The sequence below is a fragment of the Streptococcus sp. NLAE-zl-C503 genome (genome assembly GCF_900104285.1).
GTDB lineage: Bacteria > Bacillota > Bacilli > Lactobacillales > Streptococcaceae > Streptococcus.
In genome coordinates this window covers 54,204-73,023 of sequence record NZ_FNJT01000004.1, presented here as the reverse complement: position 1 = coordinate 73,023, position 18,820 = coordinate 54,204, and the positions used below count along the sequence as shown (strand labels likewise).

General features: G+C 43.4%; 10 protein-coding genes and 1 other RNA gene. 9 read left to right on the top strand and 2 right to left on the bottom strand.

Annotation, left to right across the window (positions count from 1 at the left end; genetic code table 11):
- Nucleotides 1–62 precede the first annotated feature (62 nt).
- A complete protein-coding gene (locus BLS46_RS07700) occupies nt 63–8,501 on the top strand; it encodes an SIALI-17 repeat-containing surface protein (protein ID WP_093586737.1) in 8,439 nt (2,812 codons plus the stop codon).
- Nucleotides 8,502–8,675: 174 nt separating this feature from the next.
- Here BLS46_RS07700 and pbp1a read toward each other — a convergent pair whose 3' ends face one another.
- Together pbp1a and recU are read right to left on the bottom strand one after the other, a co-directional pair.
- Nucleotides 8,676–10,823: a penicillin-binding protein PBP1A gene (gene pbp1a, locus BLS46_RS07695; RefSeq protein ID WP_093586735.1), complete on the bottom strand. Its 2,148-nt coding sequence runs from the start codon at nt 10,821–10,823 to the stop codon at nt 8,676–8,678.
- Nucleotides 10,820–11,416 carry a Holliday junction resolvase RecU gene (gene recU / locus BLS46_RS07690; protein ID WP_093586733.1) on the bottom strand — a complete coding sequence of 199 codons (597 nt, stop codon included), beginning with the start codon at nt 11,414–11,416 and terminating at the stop codon, nt 10,820–10,822. Before recU ends, pbp1a begins: the two co-directional genes overlap by 4 nt.
- A 66-nt stretch (nt 11,417–11,482) precedes the next feature.
- Here recU and BLS46_RS07685 point away from each other — a divergent pair, with 66 nt between their 5' ends.
- The 8 genes from BLS46_RS07685 (at nt 11,483) to BLS46_RS07650 (ending at nt 18,797) form a co-directional block, all read left to right on the top strand.
- Nucleotides 11,483–12,010, top strand: coding sequence for an SLOG family protein (locus tag BLS46_RS07685; RefSeq protein WP_084974126.1), 528 nt, complete (start codon nt 11,483–11,485; stop codon nt 12,008–12,010).
- Nucleotides 12,011–12,079: 69 nt separating this feature from the next.
- Nucleotides 12,080–12,409: a cell division regulator GpsB gene (gene gpsB / locus BLS46_RS07680; RefSeq protein WP_000146526.1), complete on the top strand. Its 330-nt coding sequence runs from the start codon at nt 12,080–12,082 to the stop codon at nt 12,407–12,409.
- A gap of 20 nt (nt 12,410–12,429) precedes the next feature.
- Nucleotides 12,430–12,811, top strand: an RNA gene (rnpB, locus tag BLS46_RS07675) — RNase P RNA component class B.
- Between the two features lie 84 nt (nt 12,812–12,895).
- On the top strand, nt 12,896–14,053 hold the full coding sequence (locus BLS46_RS07670; protein WP_084974127.1) for a THUMP domain-containing class I SAM-dependent RNA methyltransferase: 1,158 nt from the start codon (nt 12,896–12,898) through the stop codon (nt 14,051–14,053).
- Nucleotides 14,054–14,065: 12 nt separating this feature from the next.
- Nucleotides 14,066–15,517: a cell division site-positioning protein MapZ gene (locus tag BLS46_RS07665; RefSeq protein ID WP_084974129.1), complete on the top strand. Its 1,452-nt coding sequence runs from the start codon at nt 14,066–14,068 to the stop codon at nt 15,515–15,517.
- A gap of 75 nt (nt 15,518–15,592) precedes the next feature.
- A complete protein-coding gene (gndA, locus tag BLS46_RS07660; RefSeq protein ID WP_084974131.1) occupies nt 15,593–17,017 on the top strand; it encodes an NADP-dependent phosphogluconate dehydrogenase in 1,425 nt (474 codons plus the stop codon).
- Nucleotides 17,018–17,028: 11 nt separating this feature from the next.
- Complete coding sequence (locus tag BLS46_RS07655; protein ID WP_000518005.1) at nt 17,029–17,718, top strand: response regulator transcription factor; 690 nt, start codon at nt 17,029–17,031, stop codon at nt 17,716–17,718.
- A gap of 98 nt (nt 17,719–17,816) precedes the next feature.
- Nucleotides 17,817–18,797, top strand: a complete 981-nt coding sequence (locus tag BLS46_RS07650) for an N-acetylmuramoyl-L-alanine amidase family protein (RefSeq protein ID WP_093586731.1) — start codon at nt 17,817–17,819, stop codon at nt 18,795–18,797.
- Nucleotides 18,798–18,820 lie beyond the last annotated feature (23 nt).

Here is an 18,820-nt window from a genome sequence, read left to right as displayed (position 1 = left end):
TTTTTAAAAGGAGAAATGATAACGCTTACTATCGTAAGCGGATGAAAGGAAATAGGAGAAATATGGACAAACACTTTTTTGAGAAACGCTGTCATTATAGTATCCGCAAATTTGCAATTGGTGCAGCTTCAGTTATGATTGGTGCTAGTATTTTTGGGGCAAATCTAGCCCATGCTTCAGAGACAGAAGTAAAATCTAGTACAGAGGATACCATAACGCAGGTTAAACCCATGGATAAGTTACCAGATGATTTAGCAGCTGCGCTTGAAAAGGCGGATGCAGAAGCTGCAACAGAAGGAAATCAAGAGGGTAGCCAGGCAACCGAAGAAGGAACAAAACCTGAAGAGACAGGAAAAACAACATCAACAACGACTCCTTCAGTTCCAGAAACATCTGAAATTCCTAAAGAAGAAGTGCAACCAGCAGAAACAAATACTCCTGCTACTAAACCAACTAATCAAGAAGTAGAAGAACGTCCAGATCTCAATCACTTAGAGGGAACTACTGCTTCAGCAAACAACCATGAGACTGGTACCAACTTTACTGCAGATAAGGCTATTGATGGAGATGAAAATACTCGTTGGGCAACGGACAGAGATGTACCAAAACCAACCTTCGAATTAACTCTTCCAAAAACTACCCTCATCAAGCATGTGGAAATTGACTGGGATCGTCGTCTTCGCAATGGGCAAAATGACCCAAATATCAAATCTTGGAGTCTCTACTACGCAGGTCAAGAAGACGTGGGCGCTAACGGAGAAAAACAATGGAAACTAGCTCATACCAAGACTGGAGATCCTGTTTTAGATGAGAAAGTAGACCTAGCTGAAAGTATCAAAGCTAAGTACCTCAAATTGGAGGTCAATGATTACCAAGCGGGAACAATGGGCTGGAGAAACGTTGGAATCCAAGAAATTCGAGCTTATTCAAACGTTCCGGACCATAGTAAGGTGACGGATATTCGCCAAGTAACCGAACTAACAGTAGCAGAAGATGGACAGTCTCTTGTCCTACCAAGTTTGCCGGGTCAGGTCAGTCTGATTGGCAGTAACAAGCAGGGTGTGATTGACCTTCAAAATCGCATCTACCAACCTCTGACAGATCAACGTGTCAAGGTTACGGTCCAACAAATCAAAGACAGTCATACCTTTACCAAAGAGTTTGAAGTAGTCATCAAGGGGCTACATCAGGACGAAGGTGTGGGTGTGAAACCAAAAGTAGCACCAGCTGTTCAACAATGGTATGGGAAAGAAGGCCAATCTTCTATCACTTCAGATACAGTTCTTGCGACAGGTGATTCAGGTTTTGATCAGGCTGCAACCTTCTACCAGTCAGACCTTGCAAGCCGTGGATTGGAACTTGCGACAGGTGACAAGCAAGCACAAAAACGAATTGAATTTAAAAAGGTTGAAAACAAAGGTTATGGCAAGGAAGGCTACGGCATCACTATCCAAGATGATGTGATTACCATCGAAGCTGCAACAAACACAGGTGCCTTCTACGCCACTCGTACGCTCCTTCAGATGGGAGAAAAGGATCTGCAAAACGGTGAAATTCGAGACTTCCCAAGTTTCAGTCATCGTGGCTTTATGCTGGATACAGGTCGTAAATTTATCCCTTATGACACCCTTGTAGATATCATGCTCAACATGGCTTACTACAAGATGAACGACTTGCAGTTGCACTTGAATGATAACTATATCTTCCTTAAGGAACACTTGGCAGGTAAGAATTTAACCCCAGAAGAACAACTCAAGTATGTACTTGAACATGCCAAGACTGGTTTCCGTGTGGAGACAGATATTGTCGGTAAGAATGGTCAAAAATTGACATCAGATGAGCATTATACTAAGGAAGAAATGCAAAATCTGATTAAATTGGCCAAGGCCTTGCATATCAACCTAGTACCAGAAATTGACACACCAGGTCACGCCTTGTCCTTTGTCAAAGTCCGTCCAGACCTCATGTATCAAGGTAGTTTGAGCGATTACGCAGGCAAGCACAATGTCGAACGAGTTGCCATGCTAGACTTGGATAACAAGTACGATGAAACGCTGGCTTTTGTCAAATCCGTCTATGACAAACTCCTCGATGGTCCAGATGCTCCTTTGCATGGTGTATCCACTGTTCATATCGGTACAGATGAGTATTATGGTAGCAGAGAAAGCTATCGTCGTTATGTCAATGATTTGATTCAATATATCAAGTCTAAGGGCTATACACCACGTATCTGGGGCTCGCTCAGTGCGAAACGTGGAAACACTCCTGTTGATTGGAACGGAGTAGAAGTTGATATTTGGAGTATTCACTGGCAACGTCCTAATGAAGCCATTGCTCAAGGAGCTAAGATTATCAATATCACGGATGTGCCGACATATAGTGTCCCAAGTGGAAGTAATAGTCAAGCAGCCTACGGGGACTATGCTAACTACGAACGCCAGTATAATAGCTGGACACCAAACGACTTCCGAACAGGTGGAGGTCCGCTTCTTGAATCGTCTCATCCAAGTATTATCGGAGGAGGTCATGCGGTTTGGAACGACAATATCGACCTTCATGAGACAGGTTTGACCTCTTACGATATCTTTAAACGTTTCTTCAAGAGCATGCAAACCACTGCAGAGCGGACTTGGGGATCTGATCGTGCGGCTACGACCTTTGCAGAACGCACCCTACCAACGAGTCCTTATGCGCCACAGTCTAACCCTGAAAAAGCAATTGCTTCAGAGGAACTATTCAACATCACTCCAGACAAGGTGAAAGAATATGCAACGAAGAAAGTAACCGCAACAGAAAATGGATTGGCTTTTGAGAAAGACAGTAGCATCGAAGGTTTGCCTGGTGATGTTGGTCCAAGTCATGTCTTGAAGTTTGATGTAACTATCACTGGAGACGGTGAACAAACCTTCTCAACAAGTGGGGATAACCGTATCTATCTAGCTGATAAAGATGGCTACCTCGCTTATCAATTTGAACAGTTCCATATCCAATTCAAGAAAAAACTTGAAAAGAACAAACGCTATCAAGTCTCTATCGTGACCAAACCACAATCAACAGAAGTCTATGTGGATGGTGAAAAGATTGAGCGTATCGCGGATCCTGCGCATCCACGTTTGGCTCATACAAGCTTGGTATTGCCACTTGAAAGTATCGGTGGCTTCAAGGGAATCTTGCACAGCGCTGAGTTGACTGATAAGCCTTTTGTAAATCCTCGTTTGATTGCAAATGACAAATTCACTGCTACTGCAAGTAGCCAAGAATTGCCAGGAACAGCGACTGAAGGCGCTGTTGAGAAAGCCTTTGACAATGATCCAAATACCTTTTGGCATACTAAGTGGACTGGTGACACTGCGCCATACACTCTTTCTATGACCTTGAAAGAAGCAGAAAAAGTCAATGGCTTGACTTATCTCCCACGTCCAGGTGGTGGAAATGGTGTCGTTACTCGCTACGAAATCTACGCACAAAAAGATGGCCAAATGGTCAAGGTTTCAGAAGGAAACTGGGACAACAATGCCCAAGAAAAAACAGTCAACTTTGCGGCGGTACATACCAACAAGATTGAGTTGAAAGTATTGGAAGGCGTTGGTGGTTTTGCAAGTGCAGCTGAAGTTCATCTATTGAAACCTGTCAAAGAAGAGCAAGAAACGCCTGCACCAAGTCAACCAGAAAAACCAACTACTCCTGAAAAACCAAAAGTAGACCAAACCGGTGATGGAACAGTTGAATTGGCAGATCAATTCACAGCAAGTAAACCAGCTAGCGAAGACAGCATTGCAGCTGCTAGCAAGAGCGCAGACTATCTCAAGAAAGAGTACAAGGTCTTCCCAACTCCACAAAAAGTGACCTATGGCGAAGGTGTTACAGCCCTTCGTAAGCAAGTCAATCTGGTTATGGGGGATCAACTCGACATCTATACTCGCAATCGCTTGAAGAGTGTCTTGCAGGATAATCAAGTATCTTATACAACTGGTAAGACAGCAATCGCTGGCGCAACCAATATCTATCTTGGAGTGCATGGACAAGGTTCACAAGCAGAGCAAAACTTGTCCAATGTTTCAGCAGGTCTCTTTGACAAGATTGATGCCTATGCCTTGACCATCAAGGATAACTCAATTTCTATCGTCGGAAAAGACACGGATGCAGTCTTCTATGGTTTGACAACCTTGAAACACATGCTTAAGGAAAGCCAAGTGCCAGTCCTTCGCAATGTGACAGTAGAAGATTACGCAGAGCTCAAGAACCGTGGCTTTATCGAAGGTTACTATGGAAATCCATGGTCGAATGCCGATCGTGCAGAGCTCATGCGTTACGGTGGCGATTTGAAATTGAACCAATACTTCTTTGCACCAAAAGATGATCCATACCACAACAAGAAATGGCGTGAACTCTATCCAGAAGAAAAACTAGCTGAAATCCGTGAACTTGCTCGTGTCGGAAATCAAAGTAAAACCCGCTATGTCTGGACCATCCATCCATTCATGAACAACCGCATCCGCTTTGGCAATGAAGCGCATTACCAAGAAGACTTGGCAACTATCAAGGCTAAATTTACCCAGTTGATGAAAGTTGGTGTCCGCGAATTTGGTATCCTAGCAGATGATGCTCCAAGCCCAGTTGGAGGCTACAATAGCTACAACCGCTTGATGCAAGATATGACCAAGTGGTTGACTGAAATGCAGGGAACTTACAGCGGTCTTCGTAAAGAAATGATCTTTGTTCCTGGCCAGTATTGGGGTAATGGACGTGAGGATGAGTTGAAATCCCTCAATGAAAATCTCCCAAGTTCAACATCCATGACCTTGACGGGTGGTAAGATTTGGGGTGAAGTCTCTGAAAGCTTCCTTTCAACTCTCAAGAACAATCTATCCGCAGGTGGCAAGACCTATCGCCCAGTTTCACTTTGGATTAACTGGCCTGTAACAGATAACTCTAAACAACACTTGATTCTAGGTGGTGGTGAGAAATTCCTTCATCCAAATGTGGATCCAAGCTTGCTATCTGGTATCATGTTGAACCCAATGCAACAGTCTGAACCATCTAAGATTGCCCTCTTTGCAGGAGCTCAATACTCATGGAAACAGTGGAAATCAGAGGAAGAAGCTAAGAAAATCAATGACATTGCCTTCAACTTTGTAGAAAATGGTCATTTTGAAGATAGCAAGGTATCAGCAGCCTTCCGTGAACTTGGCAAGCACATGATCAACCAAAACATGGATAATCGTGTCGTCAAACTAGAAGAATCTGTAGACTTGGCTCCAAAATTAACAGACTTCATGACCAAGCTTAAAGCAGGTCAGGATGTGACTGCAGAACGTGCAGCCTTGCGAGCTGAATTTGCCAAGATTAAAGAAGCAGCCGAACTCTATAAAGCATCAGGCGATAAAAAAATGGTTGCCCAAATCCACTATTGGTTGGATAATGCAATCGACCAAATGAATGCCCTCGATGCCTTCCTTACAGGAACTGAAGCCATAGCTACAAACGATGCAGCCAAACTTTGGGATAGCTACTATAAAGGTTTGAAATTGTACGAACAGTCTCAAACTCACACCTTCCATTATGTAGACCATATGGAAAAAGCTGAATTGGGTGTTCAACATATTCGTCCATTTATCCTATCCTTGAAAGAAGTTCTAGCGTCTGAAGTTCAAAAAGTCTTGCATCCAGACCAAATCATCAGTACCTTTATCACCAATCGAACAGGTGTAGAAGGTGGTTTAGCAGAAGTAACGGATGGCGATTTGGCAACTCATGCGATTATTAAATCACCAAATAGCATCAAGACAGGTGATTATATTGGTATGAAGTTCAACAAACCAGTAGCGATTCAAACCTTGACCTTTGCTATGGGAACTCAGGCAAATCCACGTGATACCTTTAGTAAGGCAGAAGTACAGTATCAAGATGAAAATGACAAGTGGGTAACCTTGAAAGAGCCAAGCTATGTCGGAAATGAATCCCTACTTAAGTTTGAAAATCTCACTATCAAGGCCAAGGCAGTTCGCATGATTGCGACAGCAGACCGCGAGAACACTTGGTTTGCAGTTCAGGAAATTGCAGTTAACCGTCCAGTTGAAAAAGCTCGTAGCCAACAAGCAACGACAGTTAGTCTAAGCTCAAACTTAGTTTACAAACTAAATACCTCAGCCCGTCAAATCACTGATAGCAAGGACAATACAGAAGCCATGATGGCAAATGCTGACGGTAGCAATACGACTCCAGTAGATGCCTGGGCACAACTTGACCTCGGTGAAGTCAAGTCAGTCACTAAAGTTCGTCTTCGCCAAGGAACGGGTGATAAACTTGCCGCAGGTGTACTTGAGTACTCTACAGATGGAACTACTTGGCAGGAACTCGATCGCCTATCAGGAGAACAAACCAAGGAAGTGACCAGAGCGATCAATGCTCGTTACATCCGAGTACGCAATACCAAGGCCCTCGACCTCTGGTGGCGTATCCAAGACTTCTCTGTTGAGACACGCTCTGGAAACAGTGATTTAACGGACACCAACGTAGACGCCTTGAAGGAAACACCAGTAGTGGATAGCTTGGGCAGTTACGAGCTTCAAATTCCAGCTGGAACCAAACTCCCTGCTCATAGCTATCTAGGTATGAAGCTTGACCGTATCCATCAGATCAAGAGCATCCAGCTCCAAGGCTCAGCCAACCCTGCTCTTAGCCTAGAGTATTCTGCAAATGCACAAGAATGGACACCAGCCAGCCAGTTGACTGATAGATCTGTAGCGACCCACTTGGTACGTTACGTTCGTCTTGTGAATAAAACAGACAAAGAGCAGGCTGTTCCATCTACTTCACTCCTAGTAACTACCAAAGAAGTCCAACCAACTAAACTAGAATCAACAACAATGGGCATTCATCCAACATACGGAAGCAATGATGTTCGTAAACTGAACAACCTAGATCAACTATTTGACGGTGTTTACAACAACTTCGTTGAGTTTTCAGACTATGCCCATAAAGATGGCCACGTGACCTTGAAACTTGGTAGCGAACGCACTATCAAGAAGATTAGAGCCTACATCCAAGACGGAACTCAAAACTATCTTCGTGATGGTAAGATCCAAGTCAGCCAAGACGGTAAAACTTGGACAGATGTTGTGACAGTAGGAGATGGTGTGGCCAATAGCCAACACGATGATTCTCTGACAGATGGTTGGACACATGATTCTAAGATGCCAGGAAATCGTTATATCGAAGGTGAATTGACGACACCAGTCAAAGCCAACTATCTCCGTGTTCTCTATACTGCAGACTATGATGCTCGTTTTGTAGGCTTTACAGAATTGGTCATCAACGATGGTGAGTTTGTCAAACCAATCAATGATCCAACGGTAGAAGGAAACGGTGGAGAAAGCCAAGGCAACCTTTATAATAACCTTGTAGACGGCAAAGTCTTGACCAGTTACAAGTCTGAAAAAGACAAGGGCGAATTGGTGTATCACTTGTCTGAACCAACCAAAGCTAACCACCTTCGTCTCGTCTCTAGTCTTCCTGAAGGAGCTAAGGCACGTGTTCTTGCTAGAACACTCAAGGATGGTCAAGACAGTTGGACAGACCTCGGTGCAATTACATCTAGTCTCCAAACCTTCGCTATCCGAAATGGTGGCTCTCTTCTAGATGTCAAATTAGTCTGGGAAGGTGGCAAGGCTGAGTTTTATGAATTGGCGAGCTTCTATCAAGAATTGACAGAAGAATCGGTTCAATCAAGCAAGGGTGATGAAGAACCACCAGTTTTGAGCAAACCGAACTTTACAGGTGGAGTGAATGCGGCTGAGGCAGCAGTGCATGAAGTACCAGAGTACACAGGCCCACTTAGTACAGCAGGAGATCAGCCAGCACCGATAGTTGAGAAACTAGACTTTACAGGTGGAGTGAATGCGGCTGAGGCAGCAGTGCATGGAGTACCAGAGTACACAGGCCCACTTGGAACAGCCGGAGACCAAGCGGCACCGACAGTTGAGAAACCAGAGTTTACAGGTGGTGTGAACGCGGTAGAAGCAGCAGTACATGAAGTACCAGAGTACACAGGTCCACTTGGAACAGCAGGAGATCAGCCAGCACCGACAGTTGAGAAACTAGAGTTTACAGGTGGTGTGAACGCGGTAGAAGCAGCAGTACATGAAGTACCAGAGTACACAGGTCCACTTGGAACAGCAGGAGATCAGCCAGCACCGACAGTTGAGAAACTAGAGTTTACAGGTGGTGTGAACGCGGTAGAAGCAGCAGTACATGAAGTACCAGAGTACACAGGTCCGCTTGGTACAGTAGGAGATCAGCCAGCACCGATAGTTGAGAAACCAGAGTTCAAGCTAAGTTCGTTAGAAAAAACTCAGACTTCAGGAGCACCAGTTCAAATTGCCAAAGAAGACAAGAGATTGCCAGAAACTGGTGAGAAACAGTCAGAAACAGCTATTTTCTTGGCAAGTGTTGGACTAGCTCTATCTGCTATCTTTGTCGCGAAAGGGAAAAAGGAATAGCATCTGATTACCTTTGTTTTTGACAAATTTTAGCATCAAGAGAAAGTGAAAAAGACAGCTCCGTAACCTCTATAATAGTTAGAGAAACTATCAAAAGAGTTATGGTGCTGTTGGGATAAACTATTGTGCTATAAAGAATAAAAATCCTGAGAAGTAAAATTCTCAGGATTTTGCTTATTGTTGCGGTTGACTTGGTTGGTTTTGCTCAGCAGGTGTAGTTCCTGATTGTTGAGGAATCGTCTGCGTTTGACTTGTGCTTGGAGAAGTTGCGCTTGACTGAGAAGTCGAACTCTCAGATGTTGAGCTAGAACTTTCAGATGTCGAACTTTGTTGCGTAGATGATGAAGGGGTCCACGTATTGCGTGCTCCATTCTTAAAGACAAATTCTCCGCTTCTGTAAAGGCCTTCAGGCATGGTCCAATCCCCTGGATGGTCATCTGTTGAGAGGTAGGTCATCATCGAACGGTAGACCTTAGCAGCAACGTAGAAGCCATCACCAACGATAGGAGTAAGTCGGTTAGAGTAACCGGTCCAGACAGCCATTGAATATTTACGAGTATAGCCGACAAACATTTCGTCTGGAGCTACATAACCAGAGTTTTTAATGTATTTCTCGATTTCATCATCTGTATAGTTTGATGTACCAGTCTTACCAGCTTGTGGTAGCCATGAAAGGTAGGCTCCACGTCCTGTCCCGTAGGTTAGGACAGTTTTCATCATTTCTGTCATCATATAGGCGGTTGTTTCTTTCATAGCGCGTGTTCCTGAATCAGAAAACTCTTTTGAACTACCATCACTAAAGATGATTTTGTTGATGTACATTGGCTTATGGTAAATACCGCCATTGGCAAAGGCAGCATAGGCTGCGGCCATTTTTTCACTGCTTGCCCCATACTTTTTGTTAGATTCGGTTGTGTTACTTGAAATCGCGTTGGCATAGTGCATATCTGGGTAGTCAATACCGAGTCCATTTAGGAAGGTTTTGGCTCTATCCAAACCGACTTTATTCAAGGTTTCTACAGCTGTAACGTTCCGTGATTGTTGAAGAGCATACTGCAACGTGATGTTTCCAAAGTAACTCTTATCCCAGTTGTAGACAGGTGTGTTGGTGCCAGGATAGTTATATGGTACGTCGTGAACAACCGAAGCGGTTGAATCATAGATATCGTACTCCAAAGCTGGTGCGTAATCTGTGATTGGTTTCATAGTTGAACCCCAGTCGCGGTTTGTTTCGACAGCTTGGTTCATACCGAAGGAAACATTGCTAGATTGATGGCGTGCGCCTAACTGGGCAATCACCTTTCCATTTGTGACATCAACGATGGTAGAAGCTACTTGCAACTCATCATCTGGATAATTAACGTATTCGTCGGTATTGTAGATATCCCAGAGACGTTGTTGAACGGCTGGATCAACATTGGTATAAACTTCCATCCCTGTTGTCAAAAGGTTGTAACCAGTTTCCTGTTCGACTTGGTCGATTACCTCTTTGAGATAATTGTCCATATACGGAGGATAGCTATTAGCAGATTTTAGACTTTGAAGTCCGTCTGTAATAGGAGTGTTAATGGCTTTTTCGTATTGTTCGGCTGTAATGTAACCTTGTCCCTTCATCTCGGAGAGAACCAGATCTCGACGTTCTTGTGCCGCTTCTGGATGAGAGTAGGGATCATATTGATTTGGAGCCTGGGGCATTCCAGCTAGGAGAGCCAATTGAGGTAGACTTAAATCTTTGAGGTCTTTACCATAGTAGTTTTGGGCTGCCGTTTGCATCCCGTAATTTCCGTTGGACATATAGACCTTGTTGATGTAGTAAGTTAGGATTTCTTGTTTGGTCGCCTTTTGTTCTAGCTGAACGGCTAGCCAAGCTTCCTGAGCCTTACGTGAAAGTGTCTGGTCAGATGTTGACGTTGAGAAGTAGGTTAATTTAATCAACTGCTGTGTCAAGGTAGAACCACCTTGAAGACCGCCCCCACCACGAAGGTTTCGTAAGGAAGCGCCTAGGATACGAATCGTATCTACTCCTCGGTGACTAAAGAAACGATGATCTTCAATAGAGACAATTGCATTGACCAGCTCCGTAGGGATTTCATTAGCCTGTGCATTGACACGGCGCTCAGAACCCAGATCAGCGATCAGTTCATTTTTGCTGTCATAGATCTTACTAGACGTTGTAGCGACTAGCTTACTTTCGGATAGGGCTGGAGCCTTGCTTACATAGTAGAGAAAGAGGCCTCCACCTAGCATAATAGCTGCGATAAATACAGTTAAGAGGCAGATACTGACATACTTAACTATTCGCAGGAAAGTTTGTTTGTTCATCTTATTTTACCACCTAGTAAATGTTCTTTGATAACTTCGAGATAGGGAATCTGTGGAAAGGCACCAGGCTCGATCCTATATCCATTTTCTCGAATATATCCAAGTGGCATTGACTTTTGTCCTCTATCTTGATGATAGAAACGAATCAAATCAATGGCCGGCAATAAGTAGGTTTCTTGCTGAGAAGAAAAGTGAAGGAGGACAAAGCAGATTCCTTGCTGGGCAAGAACTTGTTCCATATGCTGGATCTGATGGAGATGAAAATTCTTCATCGGAATCGCATGTTTTTGCCTGGTTTCCTTGGCTTCAAAGTCGATGTAGTATCCATCATAAACCCCTGAATAGTCAGTCGTTGAGGCCTGTCTAAAGTAGGCTTCAACGATCTTGGCTCGACTTCGTTGGGGATAGTCGACACGTACGATTTGGATGGGAGTCGGTTTCTTGTGAATAACTGCTAACCCATGTGACAAATAGTAGTCGTTCGTAGCGTTGATCATCTTTTCAAAAGACATTCCCCGATTTGCGAAATTTTTAGTTTGTGACGGGGGCGCTTGTCTCTTCTGTGATGAAAGTTTATGTGGATAGTTGACCATAATTCTCCTTATTGGTACAATAACATCACTCTATTATATCATAAATTTACAAAGAAAGGGTTAAAAATGACAACAGCCTTGATTTTAGGCTATTCAGCCTTCGACCTTGGTCTCTTTAATGACAAGGATATTCGCGTTGATATTATCAAAACAGCCATTCGGAGAGATCTAGAACGTCTAGCAGAAGAAGGGGTGACCTGGCTTGTCTTTACAGGGACCTTGGGCTTTGAGTACTGGGTGCTTCAAGTGGCAAAAGACATGCAAGCAGACTATGGCTTTCAGTTGGCAACGATTTTTGCCTTTGAAACCCATGGTAGTAACTGGAATGAGGCCAATCAAATCAAACTTAGTGAGTTTAAGCAGGTTGACTTTGTCAAATACGCCTATCCACAATATGAGCACAAGGGACAATTACGCGATTATCAGAAATTTCTGCTAGAAAATACGGAAGGGTGCTATCTCTTTTATGACGAAGAAAATGAAACCAAGTTACAGTATTTTTACCAGATGATGAAAAATCAAGAAGGCTATGTTACAAAAAGATTAACATTTGAGGATCTGAACGAAATAGTGGAAAATTTTTCCGAAAAATGAGGCTTTGACCTTGATTTTTGTTTGTCTTTTTTTATATAATAAGAATAGCAATCAAGAATGGAGAGAGAAATGGCAAGTATTATTTTTTCAGCAAAAGATATTTTTGAACAAGAGTTTGGACGTGAAGTTCGCGGATATAGTAAGGCAGAGGTAGACGAGTTCCTAGATGATGTAATCAAGGATTATGAGACTTACGCAGCTTTGGTCAAATCTCTTCGTCAGGAGATTGCTGATTTGAAGGAGGAATTGTCTAACAAGCCACAGGCAAGTTCTACTCAACAAAGTTCTATCGAAGTAACAAGTTCTACTCCAATGACAAATTTTGATATTTTGAAACGATTGAATCGACTTGAAAAAGAAGTATTCGGTAAGCAAATCGTAGACAATTCTGAGTTATAATCAGGTGTCTATTAGATGCAATTTTTGGATAATCGCGTGAAGAGAATCCCTTTTCATGAGGAAAGTCCATGCTAGCACAGGCTGTGATGCCTGTAGTGTTTGTGCTAGGCGAAACCATAAGCCTAGGGACGAGAGATCGTTACGGCAGTCGAAATGGCTAAGTCTTCGGATAGGTCAGAGTAGGCTTGAAAGTGCCACAGTGACGGAGTCTCTCTGGAAACAGAGAGAGTGGAACGCGGTAAACCCCTCAAGCTAGCAACCCAAATTTTGGTCGGGGCATGGAGTGCGTGGAAACGAACGCAGCACTCTGACCGCTATCAGTTTAATGCAGACAGCGGTAGACAGATGATTATCGAAGGAAGTGGTCCTAGTCACTTCTGGAACAAAACATGGCTTATAGAAAATTGCATATAGGTTGGGGCTGAGAAATCTTTCTCAACCTCATTTTTTAAAGTGTACAAAAGAAAGGTCTTACAAGACTGTAAAATGAAAAAAGAATTTAATTTAATCGCAACTGCTGCAGCGGGGCTCGAGGCTGTCGTTGGACGTGAGGTGCGAGAGTTAGGCTATGATTGCCAGGTCGAAAACGGCCGTGTCCGTTTTCAAGGAGATGTGAAGGCAATTATTGAGACCAATCTTTGGCTTCGAGCAGCTGACCGCATCAAGATTGTAGTTGGAAGCTTTCCTGCAAAGACTTTTGAAGAGCTTTTCCAAGGAGTTTTTGCTCTGGATTGGGAAAACTATCTCCCGCTCGGGGCACGTTTCCCTATTTCCAAGGCTAAATGCGTTAAGTCTAAACTGCACAATGAACCTAGTGTTCAGGCTATTTCCAAGAAGGCGGTTGTGAAGAAACTGCAAAAGCACTATGCCCGTCCAGAAGGGGTTCCCTTGATGGAAACTGGTCCCGAGTTTAAGATAGAGGTGTCCATCCTTAAAGATATGGCGACTGTCATGATTGACACGACAGGTTCTAGCCTCTTTAAGCGTGGTTATCGTACGGAAAAGGGTGGAGCTCCTATCAAAGAAAACATGGCAGCAGCCATTTTACAACTCTCTAACTGGTATCCAGATAAGCCCTTGATCGATCCGACCTGTGGTTCAGGAACTTTCTGTATCGAGGCGGCTATGATTGCTAGAAAGATGGCCCCTGGGCTTCGCCGTTCCTTTGCTTTTGAAGAATGGAACTGGGTTAGCGATCGGTTAATTCAAGAAGTGCGTACCGAAGCTGCTAAGAAAATCGATCGTGAGATAGAATTGGATATTATGGGCTGTGATATTGATGCTCGGATGGTTGAGATTGCTAAGGCCAATGCTCAAGCAGCTGGTGTGGCTGGTGATATCACTTTTAAACAAATGCGGGTACAGGACTTGCGCTCAGACAAGATCAATGGCGTCATCATTTCCAATCCACCATATGGAGAGCGTTTATCTGATGATGCAGGAGTTACCAAGCTCTATGCTGAGATGGGACAGGTCTTTGCACTATTGAAAACCTGGAGCAAATTTATCCTGACGAGTGACGAAGCTTTTGAAAGTAAGTACGGAAGTCCAGCGGATAAAAAGCGCAAACTTTATAACGGAACCTTAAAAGTGGATTTGTATCAATACTTTGGTCAGCGTGTGAAGCGCCAAGAGGTAAAGTAGAAAGGAAGACAGATGAGTAAAAAAAGACACAATCGTCATAAAAAAGAGCATCAAGAGTCCAAATTTGATTTTGACGAGGCGAAAGATCTGACAGTTGGTCAAGTCATCCGTAAAAATGAAGAAGTTGAAGCTGGAGTATTGCCTGAGGACAATATCTTGGATAAATATATCAAACAGCACCGCGAGGAAATCGAAGCCGATAAGTTTGAAACACGTCAATTTAAAAAAGAAGAACTGCAGGAAGCTCAGGCTCAAGAAGAATTGACGACACAGGAAGTCTCAGAAATCACTGAAGAGTCGGCACCAATCATAGAGGAACCCGAAACAGTTTCAGAAGAAACGGTGTCAGACTCAGTGGAAACTACAAGCTCGGATGTGATTTTGCCTCCTTTGGGAGAAGAAAATCAAGACTTGGAACCGCTTGTGTTGGAAAAGCAAACGCCAGCAGAGGTTGCTGATGAGAAAGAAGAGGAAGAGACAGCTCTACTTTCACGCTCAGCTCAGGCAGAATCAGAAACAATTTCTAATTCTAAAAAGAAGCGCGTGTTTATTATCGGTTCAGCCTTGGCAGCAGCCCTTATCTTGGCAGGTAGTTACTATATCTATCGCCAAGTAACTCGCTCCAACCAAGCCATCCAGTCTTCTCAATCATCTTCTAGCAATCAAGAAACACAGGCGGCTCTACAAGAGTTTAATACCCTCTATGATGCCTTTTATACGGATGCTAATAAAACAGCCTTGAAAAATAGTCAGTTTGACAAGTTGAACCAACTCAAGGCTCAGCTAGATAAACTCGAAGGCAGTCGAGAGTATACCCTTGCAAAATCTAAGTATGATAGTTTAGAAACTCAAATCAAGGCTGTGCAAGAAGTGAATAATCAGTTTGAGACTCCAGCAATTACTGATGGTGTCTTGGATACCAATGCAAAGGTTAAAGCAGATGCTAAATTTACAGAGATTAAAACAGGGAATACAGAGCTAGATAAACTGTTAGATAAGGCCATTAGCCTTGGTAAGAGCCAGCAAACAAGCGCCTCTAGTTCAAGTTCAAGTAGCAGTAGTCAGGAAAGTTCAAGTACAACGACTGATAGCAGTACGAGCAGTTCGTCTGCTTCATCAAGTTCAGCACCTGCCAGCAGACCGGAAAGTGGAGGTTTGTCTAGCGATGGTGTCAATCTTCAAAGAAGTGCTAGTCGTGTACCGTACAACCAATCAGCTGTAGAGGATAGCAGCAACCCTGCCTGGAATTTTGCGGACGGTGTCCTTGAACAAATCCTAGCAACATCGCGTGCTCGTGGCTATATCACTGGCAATCAATATATCCTAGAACGGGTCAATATCGTAAACGGAAATGGTTATTACAACCTCTACAAACCAGATGGAACCTATCTCTTCACCCTCAACTGTAAGACTGGATACTTTGTCGGTAATGGAGCTGGTCACGCAGATGACTTGGACTACTAGGAGTCCGTTACAAAATTCTTTCCTTTCATAGGTAAAAATGATAAAATAAAACATATTAAACAAGAGGAGTGTCACATGACAAAAGCTAACTTTGGTGTCGTTGGTATGGCCGTAATGGGTCGTAACCTTGCCCTAAATATCGAATCTCGTGGCTATACAGTTGCCATTTACAACCGTAGTAAAGAAAAAACAGAAGACGTAATTGCTTGCCATCCTGAAAAGAACTTTGTACCTAGCTACGATGTAGAGTCTTTCGTTCAATCTATCGAAAAACCTCGTCGTATCATGCTCATGGTTCAAGCTGGACCTGGGACAGACGCAACTATCCAAGCTCTCCTTCCCCACCTTGACAAGGGTGATATCTTGATTGACGGAGGAAATACTTTCTACAAAGATACCATCCGTCGTAATGAAGAATTGGCAAACTCAGGCATCAACTTTATCGGTACAGGGGTTTCTGGTGGTGAAAAAGGTGCCCTTGAAGGTCCTTCTATCATGCCTGGTGGACAAAAAGAAGCCTACGAATTGGTTGCTGATGTTCTCGAAGAAATCTCAGCCAAAGCACCTGAAGATGGCAAACCATGTGTTACTTACATCGGTCCTGATGGAGCTGGTCACTATGTGAAAATGGTTCACAACGGTATCGAGTATGGGGACATGCAATTGATCGCAGAAAGCTATGACCTCATGCAACACTTGCTTGGCCTTTCTGCAGAAGACATGGCTGCAATCTTTACTGAGTGGAACAAGGGTGAATTGGACAGCTACTTGATCGAAATCACAGCTGATATCTTGAGCCGTAAAGACGATGAAGGCCAAGAGGGACCAATCGTAGACTATATCCTTGATGCTGCAGGCAACAAGGGAACTGGTAAATGGACTAGTCAATCATCACTTGACCTTGGTGTGCCATTGTCACTGATTACTGAGTCAGTATTTGCTCGCTACATCTCTACATACAAAGAAGAGCGTGTACATGCTAGCAAGGTCCTTCCAAAACCAGCTGCTTTCAAATTTGAAGGAGACAAGGCTGAGTTGATTGAAAAGATCCGTCAGGCCCTTTACTTCTCAAAAATTATCTCTTACGCACAAGGTTTCGCACAATTGCGTGTAGCTTCTAAAGAAAACAACTGGAACTTGCCATTTGCGGACATCGCATCTATCTGGCGTGATGGCTGTATCATTCGCTCACGTTTCTTGCAAAAGATCACAGATGCTTACAACCGTGACGCTGATCTTGCTAACCTTCTCTTGGATGAGTACTTCTTGGATGTTACTGCTAAATACCAACAAGCAGTGCGTGATATCGTAGCTCTTGCGGTTCAAGCTGGTGTACCAGTACCAACTTTCTCAGCAGCTATTACTTACTTTGATAGCTACCGTTCAGCAGACCTTCCAGCTAACTTGATCCAAGCGCAACGTGACTACTTTGGTGCTCACACTTACCAACGTAAAGACAAAGAAGGAACCTTCCACTACTCTTGGTATGACGAAAAATAAGTAGGTCAGCCATGGGGAAACGGATTTTATTACTTGAGAAAGAACGAAATCTCGCTCATTTTCTCAGTCTGGAACTCCAAAAAGAGCAATACCGTGTTGATCTGGTAGAGGAGGGGCAAAAAGCCCTCTCCATGGCTCTCCAGACAGATTATGACTTGATTTTACTGAATGCTCGTCTGGGGGATATGACGGCCCAGGATTTTGCAGAGAGGCTGAGTCGGACAAAACCTGCCTCAGTGATTATGGTCTTGGACCATCGCGAAGAATTGCAAGACCAGATTGAGACAATCCAGCGCTTCGCCGTTTCTTACATCTATAAGCCAGTGATTATTGATCAGCTGGTGGCTCGTATTTCAGCGATTTTCCGAGGTCGGGACTTTATCGACCAACACTGTAGTCAGATGAAGGTCCCAACGTCTTACCGCAATCTGCGTATGGATGTAGAACATCATACCGTTTATCGTGGCGAGGAGATGATTGCTCTGACGCGCCGTGAGTATGACCTTTTGGCCACTCTCATGGGAAGCAAGAAGGTCTTGACTCGTGAGCAGTTGTTGGAAAGTGTTTGGAAGTACGAAAGTGCGACAGAAACCAATATCGTGGATGTTTATATCCGTTATCTACGTAGCAAGCTTGATGTAAAAGGTCAAAAAAGCTACATTAAAACCGTGCGTGGTGTTGGTTACACCATGCAAGAATAGAAAAGCAGTTGCAGTTGTGTAACTGCTTTTTTTGAGGAATTCCTATATATTGACATACGGTAAAGTCTTTGCTACAATCAGTTGCGGAGGATACTAAAATGAAATTTTTGAAAAAAATAATGCGAGTTGGACTAGCAGTGTTTTTCTTCGGCTTGCTAGCGACAAATACAGTATTGGCGGATACCGCAGGTGGACAGTTTGTTGATAAGGGCAATAGAAAATACTATATAAAAGATGACCATAAAGCGATCTATTGGCATAAAATAGATGGTAAAATGTACTATTTTGATGATGATGGAGAAATGGTAGTCGGCTGGCAATACTTAGAAATTTCTGGGACGGGTTATCGTGATGATTTATTTGATAATCGTCCAGTTTTCGAAATTGGCCTTCAATATAAATGGTACTACTTTGATCAAGATGGGGTACTACAAGAATTTGTTGGCTGGAAACAATTAGAGGTTAAGGATTCATTAACTGTTGGTAAAAAACATGGTGAAGGCTTTGAAGGCCCAGAAGTTCTTAAATTAGCAAATTATTACTTTAATGAAGATCATTCTTTAAAGACAGGTTGGCTCTACGATCAATCTAACTGGTATTACCTAGCAAAAACAGGTCATTTAGGAAAAGACTACCTTGGTGGTGAAAGACGTGCGGGTTGGATAAACGATGATTCGACTTGGTACTACCTAGATCCAACAACTGGTATTATGCAAACTGGTTGGCAATATCTAGGTAATAAGTGGTACTACCTCCGCTCATCGGGAGCTATGGCAACTAGTTGGATTAAAGATGGTTCGACTTGGTATTATCTAGATGCTAAAAATGGAGATATGAAGACAGGCTGGGCTTATGTCGGTAACAAGTGGTACTATCTCCGTTCATCAGGAGCTATGGCAACTGGTTGGATTAAGGATGGTTCGACTTGGTATTACCTACATGCAAATAATGGTGACATGAAGACAGGTTGGTTCCAGGTCAATGGCAAATGGTACTATGCTTATAGTTCAGGTGCTTTAGCAGTTAGTACAAGAGTGGATGGCTACTACGTCAACTATAATGGCGAATGGGTCCAATAATGAAAGAGGCGATTGTGAAGGAA